22 protein-coding genes are annotated in these 21,492 nt (G+C 37.5%); 13 read left to right on the forward strand and 9 right to left on the reverse strand.

The annotated features are described in order from the left end of the window. Window positions 1–6 precede the first annotated feature (6 nt). From B5488_RS00675 to ggt, 5 genes are all read left to right on the forward strand, one after another. A complete protein-coding gene (locus tag B5488_RS00675) occupies window positions 7–2,220 on the forward strand; it encodes an ATP-binding protein (RefSeq protein ID WP_079733531.1) in 2,214 nt (737 codons plus the stop codon). Between the two features lie 74 nt (window positions 2,221–2,294). Then, entirely contained in the window at window positions 2,295–2,849 is a 555-nt protein-coding gene (locus B5488_RS00680; RefSeq protein ID WP_079733532.1) for a response regulator, read from the forward strand. Further along, the gene (locus B5488_RS00685; RefSeq protein ID WP_079733533.1) at window positions 2,839–3,405 is read left to right on the forward strand and encodes a biliverdin-producing heme oxygenase; all 567 of its coding nucleotides are present in this window, start codon (window positions 2,839–2,841) and stop codon (window positions 3,403–3,405) included. The genes B5488_RS00680 and B5488_RS00685 overlap by 11 nt, the downstream gene beginning before the upstream one ends. A gap of 216 nt (window positions 3,406–3,621) precedes the next feature. Next, complete coding sequence (locus B5488_RS00690; RefSeq protein ID WP_079736478.1) at window positions 3,622–4,869, forward strand: IS4 family transposase; 1,248 nt, start codon at window positions 3,622–3,624, stop codon at window positions 4,867–4,869. Window positions 4,870–4,951: 82 nt separating this feature from the next. After that, on the forward strand, window positions 4,952–6,670 hold the full coding sequence (ggt, locus tag B5488_RS00695) for a gamma-glutamyltransferase (RefSeq protein WP_079733534.1): 1,719 nt from the start codon (window positions 4,952–4,954) through the stop codon (window positions 6,668–6,670). On the opposite strand, the gene B5488_RS00700 is transcribed toward ggt, so the two are convergent. Next, window positions 6,667–8,250 carry a hypothetical protein gene (locus B5488_RS00700; RefSeq protein WP_079733535.1) on the reverse strand — a complete coding sequence of 528 codons (1,584 nt, stop codon included), beginning with the start codon at window positions 8,248–8,250 and terminating at the stop codon, window positions 6,667–6,669. The genes ggt and B5488_RS00700 overlap by 4 nt on opposite strands. 276 nt (window positions 8,251–8,526) lie before the next feature. On the opposite strand from B5488_RS00700, the gene wrbA reads away from it, so the two are divergent. Beyond that, the gene (gene wrbA / locus B5488_RS00705) at window positions 8,527–9,129 is read left to right on the forward strand and encodes an NAD(P)H:quinone oxidoreductase (RefSeq protein ID WP_079736484.1); all 603 of its coding nucleotides are present in this window, start codon (window positions 8,527–8,529) and stop codon (window positions 9,127–9,129) included. 145 nt (window positions 9,130–9,274) lie between these two features. Here wrbA and B5488_RS00710 read toward each other — a convergent pair whose 3' ends face one another. The 6 genes from B5488_RS00710 to recF all read right to left on the reverse strand — a co-directional run bounded on the left by B5488_RS00710 (window position 9,275) and on the right by recF (window position 12,877). Continuing rightward, window positions 9,275–9,658 (reverse strand): DUF3037 domain-containing protein, encoded by a 384-nt coding sequence (locus B5488_RS00710; protein WP_079733536.1) that lies wholly within the window; start codon window positions 9,656–9,658, stop codon window positions 9,275–9,277. Then, window positions 9,636–10,427: a HipA family kinase gene (locus B5488_RS00715; RefSeq protein WP_079733537.1), complete on the reverse strand. Its 792-nt coding sequence runs from the start codon at window positions 10,425–10,427 to the stop codon at window positions 9,636–9,638. Before B5488_RS00715 ends, B5488_RS00710 begins: the two co-directional genes overlap by 23 nt. 76 nt (window positions 10,428–10,503) lie before the next feature. Beyond that, the gene (locus B5488_RS00720; protein WP_079733538.1) at window positions 10,504–11,076 is read right to left on the reverse strand and encodes a pseudouridine synthase; all 573 of its coding nucleotides are present in this window, start codon (window positions 11,074–11,076) and stop codon (window positions 10,504–10,506) included. A gap of 10 nt (window positions 11,077–11,086) precedes the next feature. Further along, window positions 11,087–11,383: a DUF721 domain-containing protein gene (locus B5488_RS00725; RefSeq protein ID WP_079736485.1), complete on the reverse strand. Its 297-nt coding sequence runs from the start codon at window positions 11,381–11,383 to the stop codon at window positions 11,087–11,089. Beyond that, window positions 11,367–11,801, reverse strand: coding sequence for a hypothetical protein (locus tag B5488_RS00730; RefSeq protein ID WP_079733539.1), 435 nt, complete (start codon window positions 11,799–11,801; stop codon window positions 11,367–11,369). Before B5488_RS00730 ends, B5488_RS00725 begins: the two co-directional genes overlap by 17 nt. Next, on the reverse strand, window positions 11,798–12,877 hold the full coding sequence (gene recF, locus B5488_RS00735) for a DNA replication/repair protein RecF (protein ID WP_079733540.1): 1,080 nt from the start codon (window positions 12,875–12,877) through the stop codon (window positions 11,798–11,800). Before recF ends, B5488_RS00730 begins: the two co-directional genes overlap by 4 nt. Before the next feature lie 146 nt (window positions 12,878–13,023). Between recF and B5488_RS00740 the strand changes: the two genes are divergently transcribed. The 7 genes from B5488_RS00740 to B5488_RS00770 all read left to right on the forward strand — a co-directional run bounded on the left by B5488_RS00740 (window position 13,024) and on the right by B5488_RS00770 (window position 19,254). Next, entirely contained in the window at window positions 13,024–13,797 is a 774-nt protein-coding gene (locus B5488_RS00740; RefSeq protein ID WP_079733541.1) for a tetratricopeptide repeat protein, read from the forward strand. Window positions 13,798–13,799: 2 nt separating this feature from the next. Next, window positions 13,800–14,297 (forward strand): 6,7-dimethyl-8-ribityllumazine synthase, encoded by a 498-nt coding sequence (gene ribH / locus B5488_RS00745; protein ID WP_079733542.1) that lies wholly within the window; start codon window positions 13,800–13,802, stop codon window positions 14,295–14,297. A gap of 110 nt (window positions 14,298–14,407) precedes the next feature. Then, window positions 14,408–14,701, forward strand: coding sequence for a hypothetical protein (locus tag B5488_RS00750; protein WP_106197157.1), 294 nt, complete (start codon window positions 14,408–14,410; stop codon window positions 14,699–14,701). Further along, the gene (mutL, locus tag B5488_RS00755) at window positions 14,702–16,570 is read left to right on the forward strand and encodes a DNA mismatch repair endonuclease MutL (protein ID WP_079733544.1); all 1,869 of its coding nucleotides are present in this window, start codon (window positions 14,702–14,704) and stop codon (window positions 16,568–16,570) included. Further along, window positions 16,571–17,314, forward strand: a complete 744-nt coding sequence (locus B5488_RS00760) for a rhomboid family intramembrane serine protease (RefSeq protein ID WP_079733545.1) — start codon at window positions 16,571–16,573, stop codon at window positions 17,312–17,314. Beyond that, complete coding sequence (locus tag B5488_RS00765) at window positions 17,314–18,228, forward strand: rhomboid family intramembrane serine protease (RefSeq protein WP_079733546.1); 915 nt, start codon at window positions 17,314–17,316, stop codon at window positions 18,226–18,228. The genes B5488_RS00760 and B5488_RS00765 overlap by 1 nt, the downstream gene beginning before the upstream one ends. Continuing rightward, entirely contained in the window at window positions 18,229–19,254 is a 1,026-nt protein-coding gene (locus tag B5488_RS00770) for an endonuclease/exonuclease/phosphatase family protein (protein WP_079733547.1), read from the forward strand. On the opposite strand, the gene B5488_RS00775 is transcribed toward B5488_RS00770, so the two are convergent. Together B5488_RS00775 and lepB are read right to left on the reverse strand one after the other, a co-directional pair. After that, window positions 19,244–19,894, reverse strand: coding sequence for a WbqC family protein (locus tag B5488_RS00775; RefSeq protein WP_079733548.1), 651 nt, complete (start codon window positions 19,892–19,894; stop codon window positions 19,244–19,246). The genes B5488_RS00770 and B5488_RS00775 overlap by 11 nt on opposite strands. After that, window positions 19,895–21,469 carry a signal peptidase I gene (gene lepB / locus B5488_RS00780; RefSeq protein WP_079733549.1) on the reverse strand — a complete coding sequence of 525 codons (1,575 nt, stop codon included), beginning with the start codon at window positions 21,467–21,469 and terminating at the stop codon, window positions 19,895–19,897. Between the last annotated feature and the right edge of the window lie 23 nt (window positions 21,470–21,492).

Below are 21,492 nucleotides of genomic sequence, written 5' to 3' on the forward strand. Positions count from 1 at the left end.
CTGTGTATGAGCTCAGGGCAGCTTTCGTATCCTGAAAGGATAGATATTCGAAATTGTGAGAAAGAACCTATTCATTTAATTGGAAAAACCCAGGCTCACGGAGTTGTTCTTGCAGTAGATCCTGCAACTTTTAAAATTACCCAGGCGAGTGAAAATACCTTAAAGTTTTTCGGGATTTCGCATAAAAATATTCTTGGTGATTCCCTTGAAAACCTCATTGGTAAATCGGCTTTTGCAAGAATTACTAGCGCCATTGATCAAAAAACAGGTTTTAAAGATGAAAAGCTAAAAGTTGGCCATAAGGATTTCATAATTTTACCGCATTTTTCTGAAGAGCACCTTATTCTAGATTTTGAAGATCTGGGTGAAGTTTGGGAACCAATGTATTTTCAGCAGCAATTAACCAATATTATTAATGGTTTAGATGCCGATGAAACTGTTCCCGATCTTTGTAAGACAGCTGCGAAATTAATGAAAAATACCTTCGGCTACGATCGGGTAATGGTTTACCGGTTTGACGAAGAATGGAATGGCGAAGTAGTTGCTGAAGAAAAGGAAGAACATTTAGAAAGCTGGCTGGGTTTACATTATCCTGCAAGCGATATTCCCTCACAATCCCGAGATTTATTTTTAAAACATAAGGTAAGGATAATTTCAGATGTAAATTATGAGCCCGTTCCCATTTCTCCTGAACTTTCACCAATTACCAACAAAGCCTTAGACCTTTCAAAATCAACATTACGCGGGGTTTCACCCATTCATATTGAATATTTACAGAATATGGAGGTTGGAGCCACTTTAACCGCTGCTATTATTGTTCATGGGAAACTCTGGGGCCTTATAGCCTGTCATCATTATTCGGCGAAGTTTATCAATTATTTTCAGCGGGAAACCTGTAAATTTTTAGCCCAGGTTTTTTCGAATAATATTGCATCCATACAAACGGGTATTTTTAATAAAAAATTAAATGAGAATTCTGAATTAAGAGCCAGGATTTTAACCGATCTAAAAATTGAAAATACATTAGTTGACGGACTTGAGAATGCGGAAATTCCTTTTACTTCTCTTATAGAAAGTGGGGGAGGTGCAGTGGTTTTTGATGATAAAATCAAACTTTTTGGGAATACACCAACTGAAGCTGAAGTATTGGATTTAAGTAATTTTCTTGCTGAAAATGAAGAAGTTATTTTCTACACCAAAAACCTTAAAAATTCTTATCCGGTAGCCGAAAACTATAAGAAATCGGCTTCAGGTATTTTAAGTTTTAAATTGGGACGGGCAAAAAATAATTTTATAATCTGGTTTAGGCCTGAAGTAGCCGAAACTGTGAGTTGGGGTGGGAATCCCAATAAAAAGGTCTCCTACAACGAAGAAAAACAACGATTAAGTCCGCGGAAATCTTTTAAAAAATGGACAGAAAAACTGGATGGAATTTCTAATTCCTGGCAGGATTACGAAATTGAAACTGCCAAAGCATTCCGGGAGAATTTAAACCAGTTTATCTTAAAAAAGCAAAAAGAAGAGATTGGTAGATTAAATCAAAATCTACAGGAAGCTAATAAAGATTTGGAACTTTTTAGTTACGGTATTTCCCACGATCTTCGTAGTCCTTTGCGGGGCATTAAAGGTTACGCACAAATTTTGAAGGAAGATTTTGGTGAAGAACTACCTGCCGAAGCTTCAGAAACCATAGAAACTATTTTAAGATCTTCAGGAAGGATGGAAGGCATTATAGACGATACTCTTTCCTTTTCAAAAATTACCGGCGGGAAACTTCAGAAGAAAAATTTCGGTACCAATAAATTGCTGGAAGAACTATTATTAAGTTTCAATATCAAAGCAAATTTCCCAGATTTTGACATAGAAATAGATGAAAATTTGCCAAATACCTACGCAGATCGCCGAATGATCTTTCAGGTTTGGAGTAATTTAATAGGCAATGCTTTAAAATATACTCAACCTGGCGCATACCCAAGGATTGAAATTGGAAGTTTTTCAGAAGAAAATAAGAATATTTTCTACATAAAAGATAACGGGATTGGGATTGCTGAAAACCAAAAAGATAAAGTCTTTAAGATGTTTTCCCGGTTTGCCAAAAAAGATTTTAAAGGAACGGGTATTGGTCTTGCTATTGTAGCCCGGATTTTAGAAAAGCATAACGGAAAAATTTGGGTAGAAAGTGAACCCGAAAACGGCAGTACGTTTTTCTTTCATCTATAATTAAGGCCTGCATGTTGTTTAAATGTGGTTCCTTGCATTAACTAGTTTAGTATTTTTGTATAAATTTTGAAGTAATGATCACAACTCCGTTGCGCATAATTTTGGTGGAAGATGAGGAAACCGATGCAGTTTTAATTAAAAGACAAATTGCTAAAATTGTAGAAAAACCTGAAATAAAAGTGGTAAAAGATTTACCGGGTTTTGAAGGAATATTCACCAGTTTTTTACCCGATGTAATAATTTCAGACTATGACCTTCCTACAAGTACAGGACTTGATATTATGCAGCTGGCGAAATCTATAGACGATACTATTCCTTTAATCTTTGTAACCGGCGCATTAGACGATGATGAGTTGGCAACCGATACTATTCTTTCTGGAGCTTCAGGTTTTATATTAAAAAAGCATATGGAGGTTCTTGATGAAAAATTAGAGCCTTTACTGAGACAAGTAGTTTATAATATGGTGCAGCACGGTGAATTAAGAGAAAGAATTCGAAAGAATAAAATAGCGGTTCACCAAATTTACAGTTACCTGGACAATATGAAAGCCGATGACAGGGAACAGCGGGAAAACATCGAAAAAATAAGAAAGAATCTTGATAAATTTAATGTAGAAGATGCTGAGTAACCTTAGAAATGCTACCCAAAAACTGCACGAAGAACTGGAAAAAGAAAATCTTGCAGGGCAGATTATTTCACACGATATAAGCCTGGAAGATTATAAACTTTTACTCCTTCAAAACTATATTGCCTATAAAATTACCGAGGCTGAAATTGCTAAATATATTCCATCTTACCAATCAGATAAAAGCGATCAACTTGCAAAAGACCTTGAGAATTTAAAAGTTGATACTTCAATTTCTGAAGAATTTCAGGATAAATTCAACATCACATCTTATGAAGAAGCCCTGGGGGCCGCTTACGTGGTTTTGGGTTCTGCCTTGGGCGGAATGTATATTTCTAAAGAAATTCCTAATTGTCCTGAATTAAATGAAATTTCCAGACCTAATTTCTTTAATGGTGATCGTGAGGGTCTAAAAGCCTGGAACAAATTTGTAAAGAAACTTAAAGCTGAAGATTTCAATGAAACTCAAATTGCTGTAGCTTCTAAAAAAGCTCAGGAAACTTTTGAATTTTTCGGAAGTGTTTTTAGAGAAACTTCGTTGATTGTACAGAATAGTTAATTTCTATTATTTTTCAATCTTGTTTCTTCTCACCTTTTTCTTTAGGTTTACCCGATAAGTTAGATTTAAATAAGGGTTTTTGTAATCGAATTTAAACAGCTCAATACCTCAAAATATAACGATATTTTATAATCCAAGTCACAACCATCCGAAAGTTGAAAAATAAAATAGCCTGAGAATCCCTTATTTTTGTTTTGGACAAAAAAAATAATTTTTATGGGACTCTTCAGGCGCACTAAAAATACAAACAAACCTCTTCTTCGACAAATAATTGACCTATGTCCTCGCTGGATGCTCACGCGTTGTGCCGATGAGCACAATGGCGACAAGGGGTGCAGCAGATATAAGACCTACGATCAATTCGTTGCCCAAACTTTCGGACAGCTGAATAAATGCTACACTCTTAGTGACATTTCCACTGGTATCGGGGTCAGCGAAACATTTATTTCGGATTTGGGTCTTGAGCAGAGCCCAGCGCGTTCTACCATGAGCGATGGCAACAAAAAGAGGAGTTATAAAGTCTTCGAGAGCTTATATTACCGGTTGTTAGGGCACTATGGCCGACTATTGTCGAAGCACGGACAGTCTCATATAATCAAGGAAATCAAAGACCGTGACATAAAATTGATCGACAGCACCACGATCAGTCTATGTCTGTCCATGTTCGATTGGGCAAAGTTTCGGACAGCTAAAGGAGGTATAAAAATACATACCTGCTGGGACGATGCCATGATGATCCCCGATATGGTCAATATAACAGAGGCAAAGCTCCATGACAGCAAAGGACTGGCCCAATCCGTTTTCCGAAAGGGAACGGTCATCGTGGAGGACAGGGCGTACTTCGATTTTCTGTTGATGCGCCAGAGGATCGCGGCAGAAAATGTTTTTGTCACTCGCATCAAGATCAATACGGTCTATCAAACCTTGGAAGAACTGGAGCTCCCCGAAGGTAGCGATCAGGATATCCTAAAAGACGAGATCATCGTTTTACCAAGCAAGAAGGCCGTGGAAACAGGCATTGCGGAACACCCTCTCCGGTTGGTGCACGTTTATAAGCAGGACGAGAACAAAGTGATAGAAATAATCACCAACAACTTGGATTGGAGCGCCAGGACCATCGCGGACCTTTATAAAAAACGATGGGATATTGAACTTTTTTTTAAGGCGATAAAACAGAACCTCCAAATAAAGACCTTCCTTGGAACCAGTGAGAACGCCGTAAAATCACAAATATACATCGCGCTCATAACCTATTTGCTGCTCCAGATAATTGTGAGGACAATAGCCAAAAAAGAACATGCATTTTCCAATTTCGTGGAAAAGATCAGGATCTGTCTATGTTTTTATCTTACCCTCGATTATGCCTGCAATACCGTAGGAGAAGGGGCGAAAAGAATAAGGGGTCAGACCAAACTCCACTATAGGGTAGATCCAGACTTATTTTCTCCCATTAGCCCTAATTGAAGCCTGAAAATAGGGGTGGCCGAAGGTTTTAGGTTTAAAGTCAAAAACTTTCGGATGAGTGTGAATCCAAGTGCTAAAAAATATGAAACAAAAGTTTAAATCTTTACTCTGCCTATTTCTAGCTTTCAGTTTTTACTTTCCAACTTTTGCACAATCTGGCCGCACCCCGGTTAGGGCAGAAAATGGAATGGTAGTTACAAGCCATTACCTGGCTTCAGAAGTGGGAAAAGATATTCTTGCCAGGGGTGGGAATGCAATAGATGCCAGCGTAGCTACAGCTTTTACACTCGCGGTTACTTTGCCTTCCGCAGGAAATCTTGGAGGAGGTGGTTTTTTGGTTTATCACGGTAACGATGGCCATAAAACTTCATTTAATTTTCGTGAAAAAGCACCAATGGCGTCCACTCTCAATATGTTTTTAGATGAAGACGGAAAGATTAAAGATAATTCTAATCACGAAGGTTTGCTTTCAGTTGGGGTGCCCGGCACAGTTGCCGGACTTTATAAAGCTCACCAAAAAATGGGAAGTTTGCCCTGGAAAGAACTTTTGCAGCCGGCCATAGAACTTGCTGAAAAGGGTTTTGAATCTACCTATAATATGAATTGGTTTCTTAATTGGGTAAAAGACCGAAAAGATGAAAAACTGTATGCAGCTACTGCACAGGCTTTTCTTAAAAATGGAGAAGAAATTTATAAACCCGGCGAAACCTGGGAACAGCCAGATCTTGCTAAAACTTTAAAACGAATTCAGAAAAATGGCGCCGATGGTTTTTATAAAGGAAAAACCGCCAAATTGATCGCTGATTTTATGCAAACACATGGCGGACTTATAACCAAAGAAGATCTTGCCAAATATGAAGCTGAAGAACTGGTACCTGTTACCGGTACTTATCGCGGTCACGAAATTGTAGCAATACCGCCACCAAGTTCAGGTGGAGTAGCGCTTATAGAAATGCTAAACATTCTGGAAGGTTTTGATATTGAAGAAGCTGGACATAACTCGGCGGCTTCCCTTCATTTACTCACCGAAGCAATGCGAAGAGCTTATGCAGATAGGGCTTTATATTTAGGAGATCCCAATTTTAATCCCGAAATGCCAATAGAACAAATTATATCTAAAGAATACGCCGCTGAACTTAGGGAAGGAATTGAAGTTAAAAGAGCTTCGGTAAGTGATTCTACGAATTTTAATAATGCACATTTACAGTATGAAAGTCCGCAAACCACGCATATTTCGGTTGTAGATAATAAAGGAAATGCGGTTTCCCTGACTTATACTTTAGAAAGAAGTTATGGTTCAAAAATAGTAGTGGAAGGTGCCGGCTTTCTGCTGAATAATGAAATGGGCGATTTTAACCCGATTCCGGGTTATACTGATACCAGAGGGTTAATTGGAACATCACCTAATCTTGTAGCTCCCGAAAAACGAATGTTGTCCAGTATGACGCCAACGATTGTAGCAAAAGATGGAAAACCACTTTTAGTAATTGGTAGTCCTGGCGGAAGGACCATTATTAACACTGTGTTACAGGTGATTGTAAATACTCTAGATCATAAAATGAATATTGCCGAAGCGATTGAATCTCCCAGGATTCACCACCAATGGCTTCCAGACCGCACCCGATTTGAAGATTGGGGGATATCTCCCGACACCAAACGTATTTATGAAGAAATGGGCCACGAAGTTTATGAAGCAGGAAACCAGGGTCAGGCAATGGGAATTTATATAGATTGGGAGAACGAGCTTATTTACGGGGCTGCAGATTCTCGTAGCTATGATGGCAAAGCGATAGGAAATTAAACCTTACTTCTAAAAAGAGCAAGATGCTGGATTACCGTTCTGCTCTCTAGTCCTCCCGCCAAAGCTCCTGTAGTAACACCAATGGTACTTATAAAAACAGCCAGTCTTATTTTATCGATGGTGGTAATTTCCTGTTTTTTTAAAGTGGGCCAGGTTTGAATAAGATCGGCAGGGAAAACATAGATTTCAATGATTAGCATTAACCCGGTTAGCATAGTGAATAAGCCAATACAGGCTAAAAAAATACTAAAATAAATCACAGTATTAGCGACGGCTAAATGTTCGGTTATTATTCTTTTCTCCCTTCTTGGTAAAAATAAAGATTGTATTCTCACCAGGTAAAAACTGGCAAACATGATACTAATCACAGCAAAAAGTCCGGCGGTTACATTGGTCATTCCAAAACCTACATCCCAGGTTTCTGCCGTAAAAATTAAAATAAGAGCGGGTGCAACTGCGGCGGTAGCTAAACCGGGAAGTGAAAGCGGTAAAAAAATGGCCCAGTTTCTTAATATAGGAGTGAAAAATGAAGCAGGATGCCTAAAGGTCATTAAGATGTGAAAAACCAGGCTCTCTAAAACATTTCCTTCTTTTAATTCTCTATCGGGGGCAGTATTGGCTTTTTTCTTCAAAATTTTTCGTTCTTCTGCATTAAAAGAAGGAATCTCATTTCTTTCTTCAGAAAAACTTTTGGCGCCCATAATTTTTTTGCGCCTCGAAGAAGATTTTTTTAAACCTAGAATTTGTCCAGTGAGATGAAGGAATAATAACGCAGCCTTGTACCTCACCCGATTCTGATTTAGTTTATAGGTTGGTTCATCTCTTCCAGCGGTAAGCAATTTACGCGTAGAGAGCACCATAATTCTGGCTACTGAAGAACTTAAACCGAGCTCAGTTTTATTTTTTCTTGAAATAAGAGAAACGTCGGTAATTACACTTACCATATCATAAGGTCCTTCCGCCATACGCTGACTTGCTACATCAAGAAAATCGGAGGGCCTTTTCGGCTTTCTGCTATCCAATTCAGCATATTCAATATTAAAAAACCACTTTATTCCGGTACTCTCCTGGAGTTCAGATTTCACATCTTGTATCAACTGCTTTCCAAAATCGGTAACGGATTCTTCATTTTCCTTTTTTCCGCAGGTTATTAAAAAACAAACATTCATTTCTTTTTCAGGTACCGGGCCTTGTGCCTCTTGTAAAGCACTAAAAAAACGTTTTCCCGAAGTTAGAGCCCTTATAATGCGGGTAGAATTAATAACCCTTACAGACTGTAAAAGACGAAGGGCATAAAAGATCCTGAAAACGCGTAATGCAGGAATAATCAAGGCTATTACTGTGATCCAATTGTTCTTAACAAAATCTAATTTCCTTGGTGCTACAACAAGCTTTATAAGAAATTCTGCGATAAAAAGAATCCAGATAATTATAATGAGATCTTCCTGGGTAGAAGTAAGGCCACTTACAAGTTCAGCTATAAAAAGATAGAGCCAAAAAAGCGCCAATAGAAACATGGGGATTTCCAGGTGTTCTTCAAGTTTGTAAAATATCCGGTAAGTTTTGTTTTTTCTGGTCAAGGAATTAGATTTTTTAAAAGACCTATTGGTTATTGTATTTTACTCGATAATCGGGATTTAATTGCTCCGTTCCGAAGCATCTTGATGCCTCGAAATTAAAAAATTATTTCCTATTTATGCCTCGTGAGCTTGCTTCGAGCTAGTTTACTAAGATAGCTAAAATTTAGAACCTCACTTAGTCACTATTAGTCCATATTTTATAATAACCTTAAAACTATTGGCTCTAATTTGTTTTATCTTTAAGTGAAAAAATTAATCAATTTTAAAGGAAAAATTATGAGTCAACCAAAAGTAGCAGTGATATTTTATAGTGCCACAGGGACAAATCACCAATTAGCAGAATGGGCTGGGGAAGCAGCTAAACAAGCAGGAGCGGCAGAAGTGAGAGTTAAAAAAATTCAGGAAACTGCGCCTCAGCAAGCTATAGATCAAAATGAAGCCTGGAAGAAATATGTAGCAGAAAATAAAGATTTTCCAACTGCAGAACTGGATGATCTTGAATGGGCAGATGCTATTATTTTTAGCACCCCAACTCGATATGGAAATCTTCCTTCACAATTACAAGCTTTTTTTGATACCACGGGCGGACTTTGGTCCAGCGGAAAATTAGCTAATAAAATAGTTAGCGGAATGACCAGCGCAGCCAACCCGCACGGAGGGCAGGAAGCAACTTTACTTTCTTTGTATAAAACCGTGATGCACTGGGGGTCTATAATCGTTGCTCCAGGATATACCGATCCTTGTTTGTTTGAAGCTGGAGGGAATCCTTACGGAATAAGTGTTACTGCCGATGGAAGTAAACCCGGAGATAATATTAAAAAAGCAGTAACCCACCAGGTTAAAAGAACGGTTGAAATGGCTGGAAAGTTTAAAAGCTAGAAAAAGAAGTAACTAAAAAAATTATCAGAAACTGTTTGAAAAATTTGATCTCTGTCAGGCTGCTTCAACAGATAGATTAGTGTCAAAATTAGAACCTGAAATAAATTCAGGATGACGTATTAAAACTTTTCAAACAGTTTTTCTTTTATAACACAAGTTCAGTAAAAAGCCTATCCAGGGTTCTATCGAGATCATTGGTCATTCCCGGGTGTGGACGTGAAGTTTGAATTATAGAACTACGCACGGCAGTAAGCCATCTAAATCGGGAAGGTAAATCCAGTTGAGCAATTGGGCCGCCATTTTTATTTCCATCGCATATCTTTTTAAAAGAATCAAGATTATTACAAAGGTCGTCTTTGTCGAGATCCTTACAGAAAACACGTAGCCGCTTTTCATCCACTTCAAATAAAGTTTTTAAGTATTTTCCCTGCTTGCTGAACACTATAATTCCCACGTTTAGAAATTCTTCTCGTTCAACTTTAGGTACCAGCCTAATTACAGCATATTCATATAAGTGCTTTTCTTGCATTTTCTGCTTCTTTTATAAAAATTTCTGAATGCTCGAGTCGTGTTGTTAAAAACTGCGTATATACTTCTTTAATTTCTTTTTCGGTTTCATCTGTGTCTTGCCATTGTAACCATTCAGATGGAATTAGCGATACAATTTCTTTTATTTTTCCGGGAGTAATTAATTTTCTGCAATACTCATCGGCTTCCTGCAACTTAGTGGCCCTTGGAAGTAAAACGTGATCTTTAATAAAGCTGAAGGGCGTTTTAGCTTTTTCTTCAACATTAGTCCACGAGTGGTGAAAATAAAAGGAAGCACCGTGGTCTATGAGCCATAATTCCTTGTGCCAAATAAGCATATTGGTATTTCTGAAAGTGCGATCTACATTAGTTATAAAAGCATCTAGCCAAACAATTTTTGAAGCTTCAAACTTATCAACTTCAGTAACCACGGGGTCAAAATTTATGGCTCCAGATAAAAAGTGAAGCGCGAGGTTTAAACCCTGACTGGCCTGTAATAAATCCTGAATTTCCTCATCACCTTCTGTTCTCCCAAAAGCTTCATCTAAATGCGCAAAAACAAGTTCTGGTACTTTAAAACCTAAAGCACGGGCAATTTCACTACCTAAAAGTTCGGCGATTAAAGCTTTTACACCGTGGCCGGCACCTTTAAATTTCAGTACATATTTAAAATCATCGTCAGCTTCGGTGAGTGCCGGCAACGAGCCACCTTCCCTTAGCGGAGTGATATACCGGGTTACCGTAACCGTTCTTAAGTCTGCTTTTTGCATAAGTTATTATAAAGCTTCAAAGTTAAGGTTTGTAGGGCTAATATGAAATAACTGGCGGTGGCTTGAAAAATAATATTTAATAAGAAAACGCAGGTAGTTCAATAACCTCGCCGGCATCCATTCCATTCAGTTTTTCGTTGCCAATCCTCACGCGAACCAATCTTAAAGTGGGAAAGCCCACCGCGGCAGTCATCTTCTTGACCTGCCGGAATTTACCTTCATTTAGAGTTACCGAAATCCAACTGGTAGGACCATGACGTTCATCGCGAATTTTCTTGGCTCGAGCAGGAAATGTTGGTCTGTTTTCCAGAATATAAGCTTCGCATGGCATTGTTTTATAGCTTTTACCGTTAATGCTTATTTCTACGCCAAATTGTAGTTTTTCAATAGCTTCCGGCGTAATTTGCCCATCAACCTGAACGTAGTATTCTTTTTCAATTTTATTCCCGTTTATTTTAGCGCTAAGCTTACCATTGGTGGTAAGAAAAAGCAAACCTTCAGAATCCTGGTCCAACCGGCCAATAGACATTGTGTCTACGGGAAAGTCGCCTAAATCTCCCAATAGTTTCTTTTTCTTCCGGGGGCGTTCATTGGTGATAAACTGACTTAAATAACCGTAAGGTTTATAGATTTTGAAATGACGGTGCACGGGAATAATTTTAACGTAAAACCAGTTTTTTAATCAGGTCTTTTCCCAATTCCCTGTTTAGCATGGTGATAATCTTTTCCTTACCGTAACTAAGCTCTTCTCTTAAAACCGAAGAACTTAACTGAACAAAGAGTGTTTCATTTTGAAGTTTAATGGCTGTAGTGTATTTTTCTATTGCAGGGCCCATTTCCCGATACCAAACATCCTTGACGCTAACTTTATCCAGACCGCTCTGAAGTTTGTTATGGTCTACAAATTCTTGTAAAACTTCGCTTAAACTTTGATTTTCACTATTTCTCTTCTTCATTTTCATCTAATAAGGAGGTGAATTTTGTATAATGATATATTTTACCATCCTGGTTTAACACGCTAAATTTATCTTCTTCAGCAGAAATTACGGTTTCTTTCCACTCATCAAAAGGTGTTGTATAATAAAGACGCAGACTATCATTTTCTATTCGTGCTGAAATTTCCTCTACATCTTCGGTGATTTTGTAACTGCCATCAAATTGTGGCTTTACTTTTTTACGAAAACCTTCTTCGCCATCAAATTCCATATAATCTACGGTGGCGTTTACCTTGTAATTAATTACTGAATCTTCTGTAATTTGCACACGGTCAATTTCCCAATAACCCGTAAGGTGTTCTAATTGTTCTTCAGGATTATTTTGCTGGCATCCTAAAAGTACGATTCCAAAGAGGAAAAAAAGAATTTTTTTATTCACAATTTAAAGATTTTGTAAGATTGATTACTGCTTTTTACCACAGCTTCTGTGCGCTCTGCATGCGTATCGCTGATAAATATTTGTCCCAGCTGATTTGTAGCTACCAAAGCTACAATATGTGCCACACGTTGTTCGTCTAATTTGTCAAAAATATCATCGAGCAGTAAAATTGGGTTTACTTTACTTATAGCTTTTATAAAATCAAATTGCGCCAATTTTAACGCAACCAAAAAAGATTTTTGTTGTCCCTGGGAACCAAATTTTTTAATGGGATGGCCTTCAATTTCAAAACTTAAATCATCTTTATGCGTGCCTACACTTGTATATTGCAAAGCCATATCCTTTTGAAGGTTTGCTTCCAGTAAGTTTTCTAAGTTGCTATCAAACAGCTGACTTTTGTAACTAATATCTACCTGCTCTTCGTTTTTGGTGATATCGGCATAACGTTTATTAAAAATAGGGATGAATTCTTCTAAAAAGGCTTTTCGCTTTTCGAAAATATATTGGCCAAGGTCACTAAGCTGAAGATTATAAACTTCTAAAGTATCACGATCAAAACTATGATTAGCTGCGAAATATTTCAGCAACGAATTACGCTGCGCATTTATTTTTCCGTATTGAATAAGCTTATTGAGATAAACATTATCGCTTTGTGAGATCACCCCGTCTATAAATTTACGCCGGGTTTCACTCCCTTCAATTATAAGGTCGCGATCGGCAGGAGAAATTATTACGGTGGGAATAAACCCAATATGTTCACTGAATTTCTCGTACGGTTTATTGTTCCTCTTTATAACCTTTTTTTGTCCGCGTTTCGCACTGACTAAGATATGCTCGTCTTTTTCTGATTTTTCAAAATGCCCTTCAACCACAAAAAATTCGGCTTCGTGATTTATATTCTGGCTGGTAATTGGGTTAAAATAACTTTTTCCAAAAGCCAGATGATAAATACTGTCTAAAACGTTGGTTTTACCAACGCCATTATTACCCACAAAACAATTTATTTTAGTGTCAAACTCGAAAGAAGCCGAATCCAGGTTTTTGTAATTAACTAAAGAGAGATGTTTTAAAAACATAAAATGCTGTTATTCAGCTTTTTGATATTTATATAAAAGAATTCTGAAAGTAAAGCGAATGACCCGAAAATATTAAAAAAATACAAATAATTTCCCTTTTAATTTTGAATAAAAATCATATTTTTGCCACGCATTAAACAGTTTTTATGGCAACTTACAAGAAAAAAGGATATAAACCATCTAATAAGGAAGAACAGCAACAACAGGTAGAAGACGAATCTACAACTGCTGAAGTATTTAACACTCTTGACGAAGGTGCTGGCAGGACCGAAACCTGGGTAGCAGAGAACCAAAAGTATATTTATATCATTGTGGCAGTAGCAATCGTAGCCGTTTTAGGTTACCTTGGTTACGAACGTTTTGTAAGTGAACCAAAACAGGAAGAAGCAGCTAATGAAATGGCACAGGCTCAAAATTATTTTGCTTCGGCTTTAAACGCAACTGGCGCTGAGCGCGATTCACTTTTTACCATGTCTTTAAATGGCGGGGAAGGTAAATACGGATTTATTGATATTATAGATAACTACGGAAGTACCGATGCAGCAAACCTTGCAACTTACAACGCTGGTTTTGCGTATTTAAATACCGGAAACTATCAGGAAGCGATCAATTACCTTGAAGACTTTAACAGTGATGATGAAGTTTTGGCAGCATTGGCTACCGGGGGAATTGGAGATGCTTTTATGCAATTAGAACAACCGGAAGAAGCTTTAGGTTATTATGAAAAAGCCGCTTCTATGCGATCTAATGAATTTACAACACCAAAATTTTTACTAAAAGCAGCAATTACCGCTTTAGAAGTAGGGCAACCCGCAGATGCTGAAGAACACCTTCAGAAAATAAAAGATGAGTATCCTGAAGCTCCTGAAGCTGAGCAGGTGCCAATCTATATGGGGCAGGCTCGTGCTGCAAAACAATAATTATGGCAACAGAAGGAAATAACCTTTCAGATTACGATAAAGACAAACTTCCCGATGCGAGTGATTTTCGCATCGGGATTGTTGTTTCAGAATGGAACGAGAAAATTACCGAAGGCCTCTATGAAGGAGCCTACAATGCGCTAATAGAAAATAAGGTGCAGCCAAAGAGAATTGTTAGGTGGAATGTTCCCGGCAGTTTTGAACTTATTTACGGTTGCAAAAAAATGCAGGAAAGCTTTGATATGCTCGATGCAATTATTGCCATTGGAAGTGTAATTGAAGGCGAAACAAAACATTTTGATTTTGTTTGTGAAGGAGTGACCCAGGGCATTAAAGATCTTAATGTGCAAAACGATACTCCAATTATCTTTTGTGTTTTAACCGATCAAAATATGCAACAGGCCATAGATAGAAGTGGTGGAAAACACGGTAATAAAGGTACTGAAGCTGCCATAGCAGCTATTAAAATGGCCAAACTACGCCAGGACGCCAGATATTAAACCTGTTTATAAATCGGCATTATTCTTGTTGATTTCTTTTTAAGCTCGTTAGCTTCGTTTTTTTGAAGCAATTTGAGTAAATTTGAACGACCACGAAAAATCAGCATATTTTGAAACTCAAAATTTATAAACCTAGAAAGAATGCCCGTTATAATTACACCCCACGTTATTATAAGGGTAAAGATGCGGGTAATATTTATAGTTTTGATTCTAAATTCAATAAATACAAAGAAACTACCAATGCCATAGATTTTGGCTCCCAGTGGGCTCAAGTTCGTGAATCCAGTAGAACTCGCGGTAACCGGGAGATCAATAAACGATTGCTTATAATTATCATGGTTCTGGTTCTTATTTTTCTATGGATAATAGACTTTGATCTGTCCATCTTTTCCAATCAACCTTAAATGACAGATATAATTCAACTTTTACCAGACCATGTAGCGAACCAGATTGCTGCCGGGGAAGTGGTACAACGCCCTGCCTCTGTGGTTAAAGAATTGGTTGAAAATGCTATTGATGCCGGTTCTGGCAATATCCAGGTGGTAATTAAAGATGCGGGTAAAACCCTTATTCAGGTTGTGGACGACGGGAAAGGAATGAGCCTTACCGATGCCAGGATGTGTTTTGAACGTCACGCTACTTCAAAGATTAAAACTGCTGAAGATCTTTTTAGTTTACAAACCAAAGGTTTTCGAGGAGAAGCCCTGGCTTCTATCGCCGCGATTGCCCACGTAGAATTAAAAACGAAACCTGAAGACGAAGAAGTAGGCACGCAAATTAAGGTAGAAGGCAGTAAGGTAGCCAATCAGGATGTTTGTGTTTGCCCAAAAGGAACATCGGTAAGTGTAAAGAACCTGTTTTATAATATTCCGGCGCGAAGAAATTTTCTGAAATCAGATTCGGTAGAAACCAGGCATATTATAGATGAATTTCAACGTGTGGCTTTGGCACATCCGCAAATTGCCTTCTCTTTATTTCATAACGGGAGTGAACTTTTTCAGCTTCCAGAAACTAATCACAGGCAGCGAATTACTAATATTTTTGGCGGAAAAACCAACGAAAAACTGGTGCCGGTAACCGAAGAAACAGAAATTGTTGAAATTTCTGGCTTTGTAGGTAAACCTGAATTCGCCAAGAAATCACGGGGAGAACAGTTCTTTTTTGTAAATAATCGATTCATAAAAAGTCCTTACTTAAATCACGCTGTTGTAGCTGCTTTTGAAGGTTTACTGAAGGATAAATCCTATCCCAGCTATTTTCTTTTCTTAAAAGTGGATCCTAAAAGTATAGATATCAATATTCATCCCACAAAAACTGAAATTAAGTTTGACGATGAACACGCGCTTTATGCGATTTTAAGAAGTGCTATAAAACATAGTTTGGGGCAGTTTAATGTAGCCCCTGTTTTAGATTTTGATCGGGATGCAAACCTGGACACGCCTTACGATTATAAAAATAGATCGGCCGAAGTGCCACAGGTAGAAGTAGATCGTAATTTTAATCCCTTCCAGGAAGAAAATGCAAGAACTCATAAAAGCTTTTCACATTCGTATTCTTCAAACTTTAAGAAAGAGCGGGGTGAAAGCTGGGAAAGTTTATACGCCGGTTTGCAAAGCGAAGATACGCCCAAGCCTGATAGTGATTTTAGGGAAATAGAATTTGAAAGTGAAGAAGTAACCGGAAATCTATTCCAACCTTCTGAAGATTCACAGGAAAAATCTACCTTTCAGCTTCATAAAAAATATATTGTGAGTACACTGAAAAGCGGGATTTTAGTGATAGATCAACACCGTGCGCATACCCGGATTTTATATGAAGAAATGCTGAAAAACATTACCGTTTCAGCCGCGGTGAGTCAGCAGTTGTTGTTTCCGCTTAATCTTCAGTTTAATACGCACGAAATAGAAATACTAAAACAACTACAGGATTCACTGGAACAAACAGGATTTGTTTTTTCCGAAGTGAAAAGTAATTCCGTAGAAATTGTAGGAATTCCAACGCTTATTTCAGAAAGTGAAGTAGAAATATTACTGGAACAACTTATTGCAGATTTTGAAAATGACGTGCCCGATAATGGTTTTTCACAAACCGATTTACTGGCAAAGTCGCTCGCAAAAGGAATGGCGGTAAAATCTGGAACACTTTTAAACAATACCGAGCAGCAACATATCGTTAACAGGTTGTTTGCTTGTAAAGAACCCGGGTTAAGCCCGTCTAACAGATCGGTTTTCGTTACTTTAACGGTAGACGAGCTGGATAAAAAATTTATGTAAATGGGAAGAATTACCGAAACTGTAAAAGTACTTTTAATCATCAACGTCATCTTTTTTGTTGGTAGCCAGTTTCTGGGCGATTATGCCTATCAATTATTTGCACTTTGGTTCTTTGAGAACGATAATTTTATGGCGTGGCAGTTTGTGAGCCATATGTTTATGCACGGCGGTCTTATGCATATTGTTTTTAATATGTATGCCCTTTGGGCGTTTGGTGGCCCTATAGAGCAAATGTTGGGGCAAAAGAAATTTATATTCTTTTACTTTTCAGCCGGGCTTGGAGCGGCTTTTTTACATACGCTGGTAAATTATATAGAATTTAAAACCGGTTATAATGCTTTGCTGGATGCCGGGATGAGTATGGGAAGTATAGAACAATTGCTTAAAACGGGAGAATACTCTACCGCAATACTTGATTCTGTACCACGGGAAACTTTGCAGGGGTTATATCAAAGTGTGAACACCCCGGCGGTGGGAGCATCGGGTGCTATCTATGGGATTCTTGTTGCTTTTGGAATGATGTTCCCCAATGTAGAATTATTCCTTTTATTTGTGCCGGTTCCTATTAAAGCGAAATTCTTTATTCCTGCACTTATTTTACTTGATTTATTTTCAGGATTAACCGGATATTCTTTATTTGGAGGAGGTATTGCTCACTTTGCTCACATTGGGGGAGCCTTGTTCGGCTTTATTATGATGTGGTACTGGAAGAAAAACCAGTTTAATCAAAATCGATGGGATTGATGAAAGGATCTGATAAATTCAAATATAAACTGCAAACCGCTACGGTTGTTGAAAAACTAATCGCAGTTAATGTGCTGGTTTTTCTGCTGTTTTATCTTTTTAGAACCTTAACCTTTTTGTTTCAGTTACCTTCAGATTTTTTACTGGAGTGGTTTTCTTTTCCGAAGGAATTAGGAGAATTTATTTTTAAGCCCTGGTCTATAATTACCTACGCTTTTTTACACGGGGGGATTTGGCATATTCTCTCTAATATGCTAATCTTATATTTCTCTGGAATTTATTTTCTGAATTATTTTTCACCCAAACGATTGCTTAATTATTTCTTCTTAGGGGTCATTATGGGGGCTTTGGTATATATGTTAAGTTATAATCTATTTCCTGCATTTCAGGCCACAGGGAGATCTTATTTAATAGGAGCTTCAGCAGGTGTGATGGCGGTTTTAGTGGGTATTGCTACTTATATTCCAAATATGCGGGTAAAACTGCTTTTAATAGGAAGCATCAAATTCTGGTATATCGCCGCTTTTTTGGTAGCCCTGGATGTTATTCAAATTCCTATGGGTAATGCCGGTGGGCATTTAGCCCATCTTGGTGGTGCCGCTTTAGGTTATGCTTACACTAAACAATTACAAAAGGGGAATGATATTGGTGCCTGGTTTGAAAAAATAATGGATAGCTTTGCTGCTTTGTTTCAACCTACCGAGCGCAAGGCCAAAATGAAAACTGTATACCGAAAAAATACCAATAAAAAATCTGCTGCAGCACAGCGTAAATCTACTTTTTCTAAGAAGTTGGATAAAGATGAAAAGCAAAAACAAATTGATGCTATTTTAGATAAAATAAGCAAAAGCGGTTATGATAGTTTGAGCAAAAGCGAGAAAGATTTTCTATTTAAAGCCGGTAAAGAAGATTAAATGAAGAATCTCGGACTCATAGATAAGATTATTTTTATCTTAAATTCCCTTGCTGCTACGGCGCTTTTATTATCGTATTTGCTTGCTTTTATCCCTCCAAAATCTTTTCCATTACTTTCAGTATTAAGCCTTGGGGTTCCGGTTTTAATTCTAATAAACCTGGTATTTATGGTTTATTGGATTATAAGGTTTAAAAGACAATTTCTATTATCTCTTATTATTTTGCTTGTGGGCTATAATTATGTGACCAATCTGTACCATTTTACGGGAGATACGCAAACTTCTGAAGAGGAGCTGAGCATTATGAGCTATAATGTTAGAATGTTTAACTCTTATGAATGGACAGATGAAAAGGATATTCCGGATAAAATAACGAATTTTATTAAGGAGAAAGATCCAGACATTCTATTAACCCAGGAACATACAGTAGATATAACTAATTTAAAAGAGATTTATCCTTACTATTTTGTTCATCGCAAAGGAAGAAATTCAGAATTTGGGTCAGCGATTTTCTCTAAGTATCCAATATTGGAGAAGATTTCTGTAGATTTTCCTCATAACGGTAACAATAATGCGATTTACACAGATGTCGTGGTGAAAGAAGATACCCTGCGAATTTTTAATGTTCATTTTCAATCCCTTAATATAAAACCAGATATAGGTTCACTTCGTAGAGAAGATTCTAAAAAATTGCTGGGTCGTATAGGTTACGGTTTTAGTTTACAGCAAGAGCAGGCCGAAATGATGATGGAGAAGGTTAATAAAACACCTTATAAAACCATAATCGCCGGTGATTTTAATAATACCGCTTTCTCCTACATTTATGAAATGATAAATAAAGAAGATAGGTTTACCGATGCTTTTTTACATTCGGGAGAAGGTTTTGGACAAACCTTTAAACTGAATTACTTCCCCTTAAGAATTGATTTTATTTGGGTTGATAATAACTTTCAAATAAACGACTATAAGCGATTTAAAAATGAATTTTCAGACCACTATCCTATTATAACCAAAATTAAAATTTAAGCTCCTGGGCTTCGAGGTAACTGGTAGTGTTTGGTCCTTCATTAAAAAGAAGGTCTAAAATACATAAATTAGGTAAAAAACCATGTTTCTCTTTAAAAACCTGGGTGTACTCTTCCTGATTAAATTTGAATTTCCCTTTAGCTTTAATCAAGGTTCGCAGATCTTTTTTATCTTCAGGATGAAGAATATATTCTGAAGTTTTCCTGAAATCAAAATCCAGCTGAAGTGAATCTGTAATAAATTCCAGACAGGCATAATTGAAATCTAAGAGATAATCGAATTTCTTATGATAGAGAGGATAAATATCATCTTCATAAAATTCGAAAAAAGGCGACGTCTGGTAAGAAGCTTTTAAGGCCCGCCAATGTTGCTTTTGCCATTCAAAATCGTTTTCAATTTTAACTTCTTTATAAAGTTGATGCTTTCCGGCTTCTTTAGGTTCGCCGGTTAAAGCAGAACGATGTTTAATAGGAATATTCAGCAGTAATTTCCCATTGGAATCATAGATATACATCCGGTTTCTATAGGTTTGCTTTTGGTAATTATCTTCATTTTCAAAAAAGACTTTATCTGCATTTACCAGCGCAACAAATTGAGAAACCGGCCCGAAATAGGCCGGATGTATTAAAATTTCTTCCATTTAGGCGTTTTTCCTGCGTTTTTTGAAGTAATTGAAAGCGATAATTATAACTACTAATATCAGGAAATAGGGGAGGTAAGAAGTTGGTGTTGCATCTCCCTTTACCGTTGTAAAAACGCGATCCCATCTAATTTTATTAAAGAAGCCCTGGGCGTTGGTATCCCAGCTCATCCATACAAAAACAGGTTTTCCTACTACGTGATTTTCGGGAACAAAGCCCCAGGTACGGCTGTCTTCACTGTTATGGCGGTTATCACCCATCATCCAGTAATAATTCTGCTTAAAAGTGTAAGAATTTGTGGGTTGCCCATTTAATAAAACCTGGGTTCCGTTAAGGCTTAGTTTGTTATTTATTCCCATTTCACTCCCTTCGTAAGTTTCTATAACTCGCTTGTAGAAGGGCATTGATTCAGCAGTAAGATCTACCGTGGCACCTTCTTCGGGAATATAAATTGGGCCCATATAGTCGTTATTCCAATTTAGCTTTCCATTATTGGGAAAAATGCTTCGATCTTTAGACCCTAAGGAATCAGAGTATCTTTCAATACTGGTAACGTTAGGATGATTTTTAATTCGATTATATGCAGCTTCGGTTAAAGCTTTTATATAAAACTGATTTGTGTTTGAATCGTGATAATAACCATCGGTGATATCATATTCTTCATATAAATAGCGAGGATTAAAACCTTGTCCGTTGGTAGTACCAATATAAGTGAACTGGGTTTTTGCACGCCCCGGAAGCTGAAGCGGCTCGTTATTTACCACCACTTTTCCTGCGCGAACCTCTAGCGAATCCCCGGGAATTCCAACAGCACGTTTTACGTAGTTAGATTTCTTGTCTATGGGTTTATAATAATATTTCCCATCTCCATATTGTTGAAAAGCGTTTACCGTATCTACGGGCCAGTTAAATACTACAATATCGTTTCGTTCTATCTCTTCAAAACCCGGTAATCTTAAATATGGGATTTGAGGGTCGGTTAAGTAAGATTTCACTCCTAAAACCGGAATTGTATCGTGAACCATAGGAAACGCAACCGCTGTTCTCGGTAACCTTGCACCATAATGAAACTTACTTACAAACAAAAAATCCCCAACCAGTAAGGTTTTCTCCAAAGAGGAAGTTGGGATGGTGAATGGTTGCATCACATAGGTATGCACAATGGTTGCGGCAATTACTGCAAAAAGTATAGAGCTTATCCATTCGCCGGCAGCGGTTCCTGGTTTCAGGCTTCGATCTTCAATATATTTTACATCGGTTGCATAATTAATGTAGTAAATATAAAAACCGAGTGTTATAATAGCTAAAATAGTATCTGTGGTACTATGCCGTCCATAACTTCTAATGGTTTCTACCCAAATTACCGGGAACATAATGAGGTTTACAATAGGGATAAACAGAAGGATCACCCACCACCATGGGCGGTTTATGATTTTCATTAAAATTACTGCATTGTAAATAGGAATTGCGGCTTCCCAGGCTTGTCTTCCCGCTTTTTGATAAAGTTTCCAGGTACCTGCAAAGTGAATAACCTGAACCAGCAGAAAAAAGAGAAACCATTGTGTAAACGTCATATTTTTATTCTTTGCTTATTAGT

The sequence above is a fragment of the Salegentibacter salegens genome (assembly GCF_900142975.1).
Classification (GTDB): Bacteria; Bacteroidota; Bacteroidia; order Flavobacteriales; family Flavobacteriaceae; genus Salegentibacter; species Salegentibacter salegens.

What these genes read in the sequence shown, in the direction of transcription:
- mutL (WP_079733544.1), top strand. Translation starts at nt 14,702, where the DNA reads ATGACAGATATAATTCAACTTTTACCAGACCATGTAGCGAACCAGATT.
- B5488_RS00725 (WP_079736485.1), bottom strand. Translation starts at nt 11,383, where the DNA reads ATGAAGAAGAGAAATAGTGAAAATCAAAGTTTAAGCGAAGTTTTACAA.
- B5488_RS00770 (WP_079733547.1), top strand. Translation starts at nt 18,229, where the DNA reads ATGAAGAATCTCGGACTCATAGATAAGATTATTTTTATCTTAAATTCC.
- B5488_RS00675 (WP_079733531.1), top strand. Translation starts at nt 7, where the DNA reads ATGAGCTCAGGGCAGCTTTCGTATCCTGAAAGGATAGATATTCGAAAT.
- ribH (WP_079733542.1), top strand. Translation starts at nt 13,800, where the DNA reads ATGGCAACAGAAGGAAATAACCTTTCAGATTACGATAAAGACAAACTT.
- wrbA (WP_079736484.1), top strand. Translation starts at nt 8,527, where the DNA reads ATGAGTCAACCAAAAGTAGCAGTGATATTTTATAGTGCCACAGGGACA.
- B5488_RS00740 (WP_079733541.1), top strand. Translation starts at nt 13,024, where the DNA reads ATGGCAACTTACAAGAAAAAAGGATATAAACCATCTAATAAGGAAGAA.
- B5488_RS00775 (WP_079733548.1), bottom strand. Translation starts at nt 19,894, where the DNA reads ATGGAAGAAATTTTAATACATCCGGCCTATTTCGGGCCGGTTTCTCAA.
- B5488_RS00685 (WP_079733533.1), top strand. Translation starts at nt 2,839, where the DNA reads ATGCTGAGTAACCTTAGAAATGCTACCCAAAAACTGCACGAAGAACTG.
- ggt (WP_079733534.1), top strand. Translation starts at nt 4,952, where the DNA reads ATGAAACAAAAGTTTAAATCTTTACTCTGCCTATTTCTAGCTTTCAGT.
- B5488_RS00710 (WP_079733536.1), bottom strand. Translation starts at nt 9,658, where the DNA reads ATGCAAGAAAAGCACTTATATGAATATGCTGTAATTAGGCTGGTACCT.
- B5488_RS00765 (WP_079733546.1), top strand. Translation starts at nt 17,314, where the DNA reads ATGAAAGGATCTGATAAATTCAAATATAAACTGCAAACCGCTACGGTT.
- lepB (WP_079733549.1), bottom strand. Translation starts at nt 21,469, where the DNA reads ATGACGTTTACACAATGGTTTCTCTTTTTTCTGCTGGTTCAGGTTATT.
- recF (WP_079733540.1), bottom strand. Translation starts at nt 12,877, where the DNA reads ATGTTTTTAAAACATCTCTCTTTAGTTAATTACAAAAACCTGGATTCG.
- B5488_RS00680 (WP_079733532.1), top strand. Translation starts at nt 2,295, where the DNA reads ATGATCACAACTCCGTTGCGCATAATTTTGGTGGAAGATGAGGAAACC.
- B5488_RS00690 (WP_079736478.1), top strand. Translation starts at nt 3,622, where the DNA reads ATGGGACTCTTCAGGCGCACTAAAAATACAAACAAACCTCTTCTTCGA.
- B5488_RS00760 (WP_079733545.1), top strand. Translation starts at nt 16,571, where the DNA reads ATGGGAAGAATTACCGAAACTGTAAAAGTACTTTTAATCATCAACGTC.
- B5488_RS00715 (WP_079733537.1), bottom strand. Translation starts at nt 10,427, where the DNA reads ATGCAAAAAGCAGACTTAAGAACGGTTACGGTAACCCGGTATATCACT.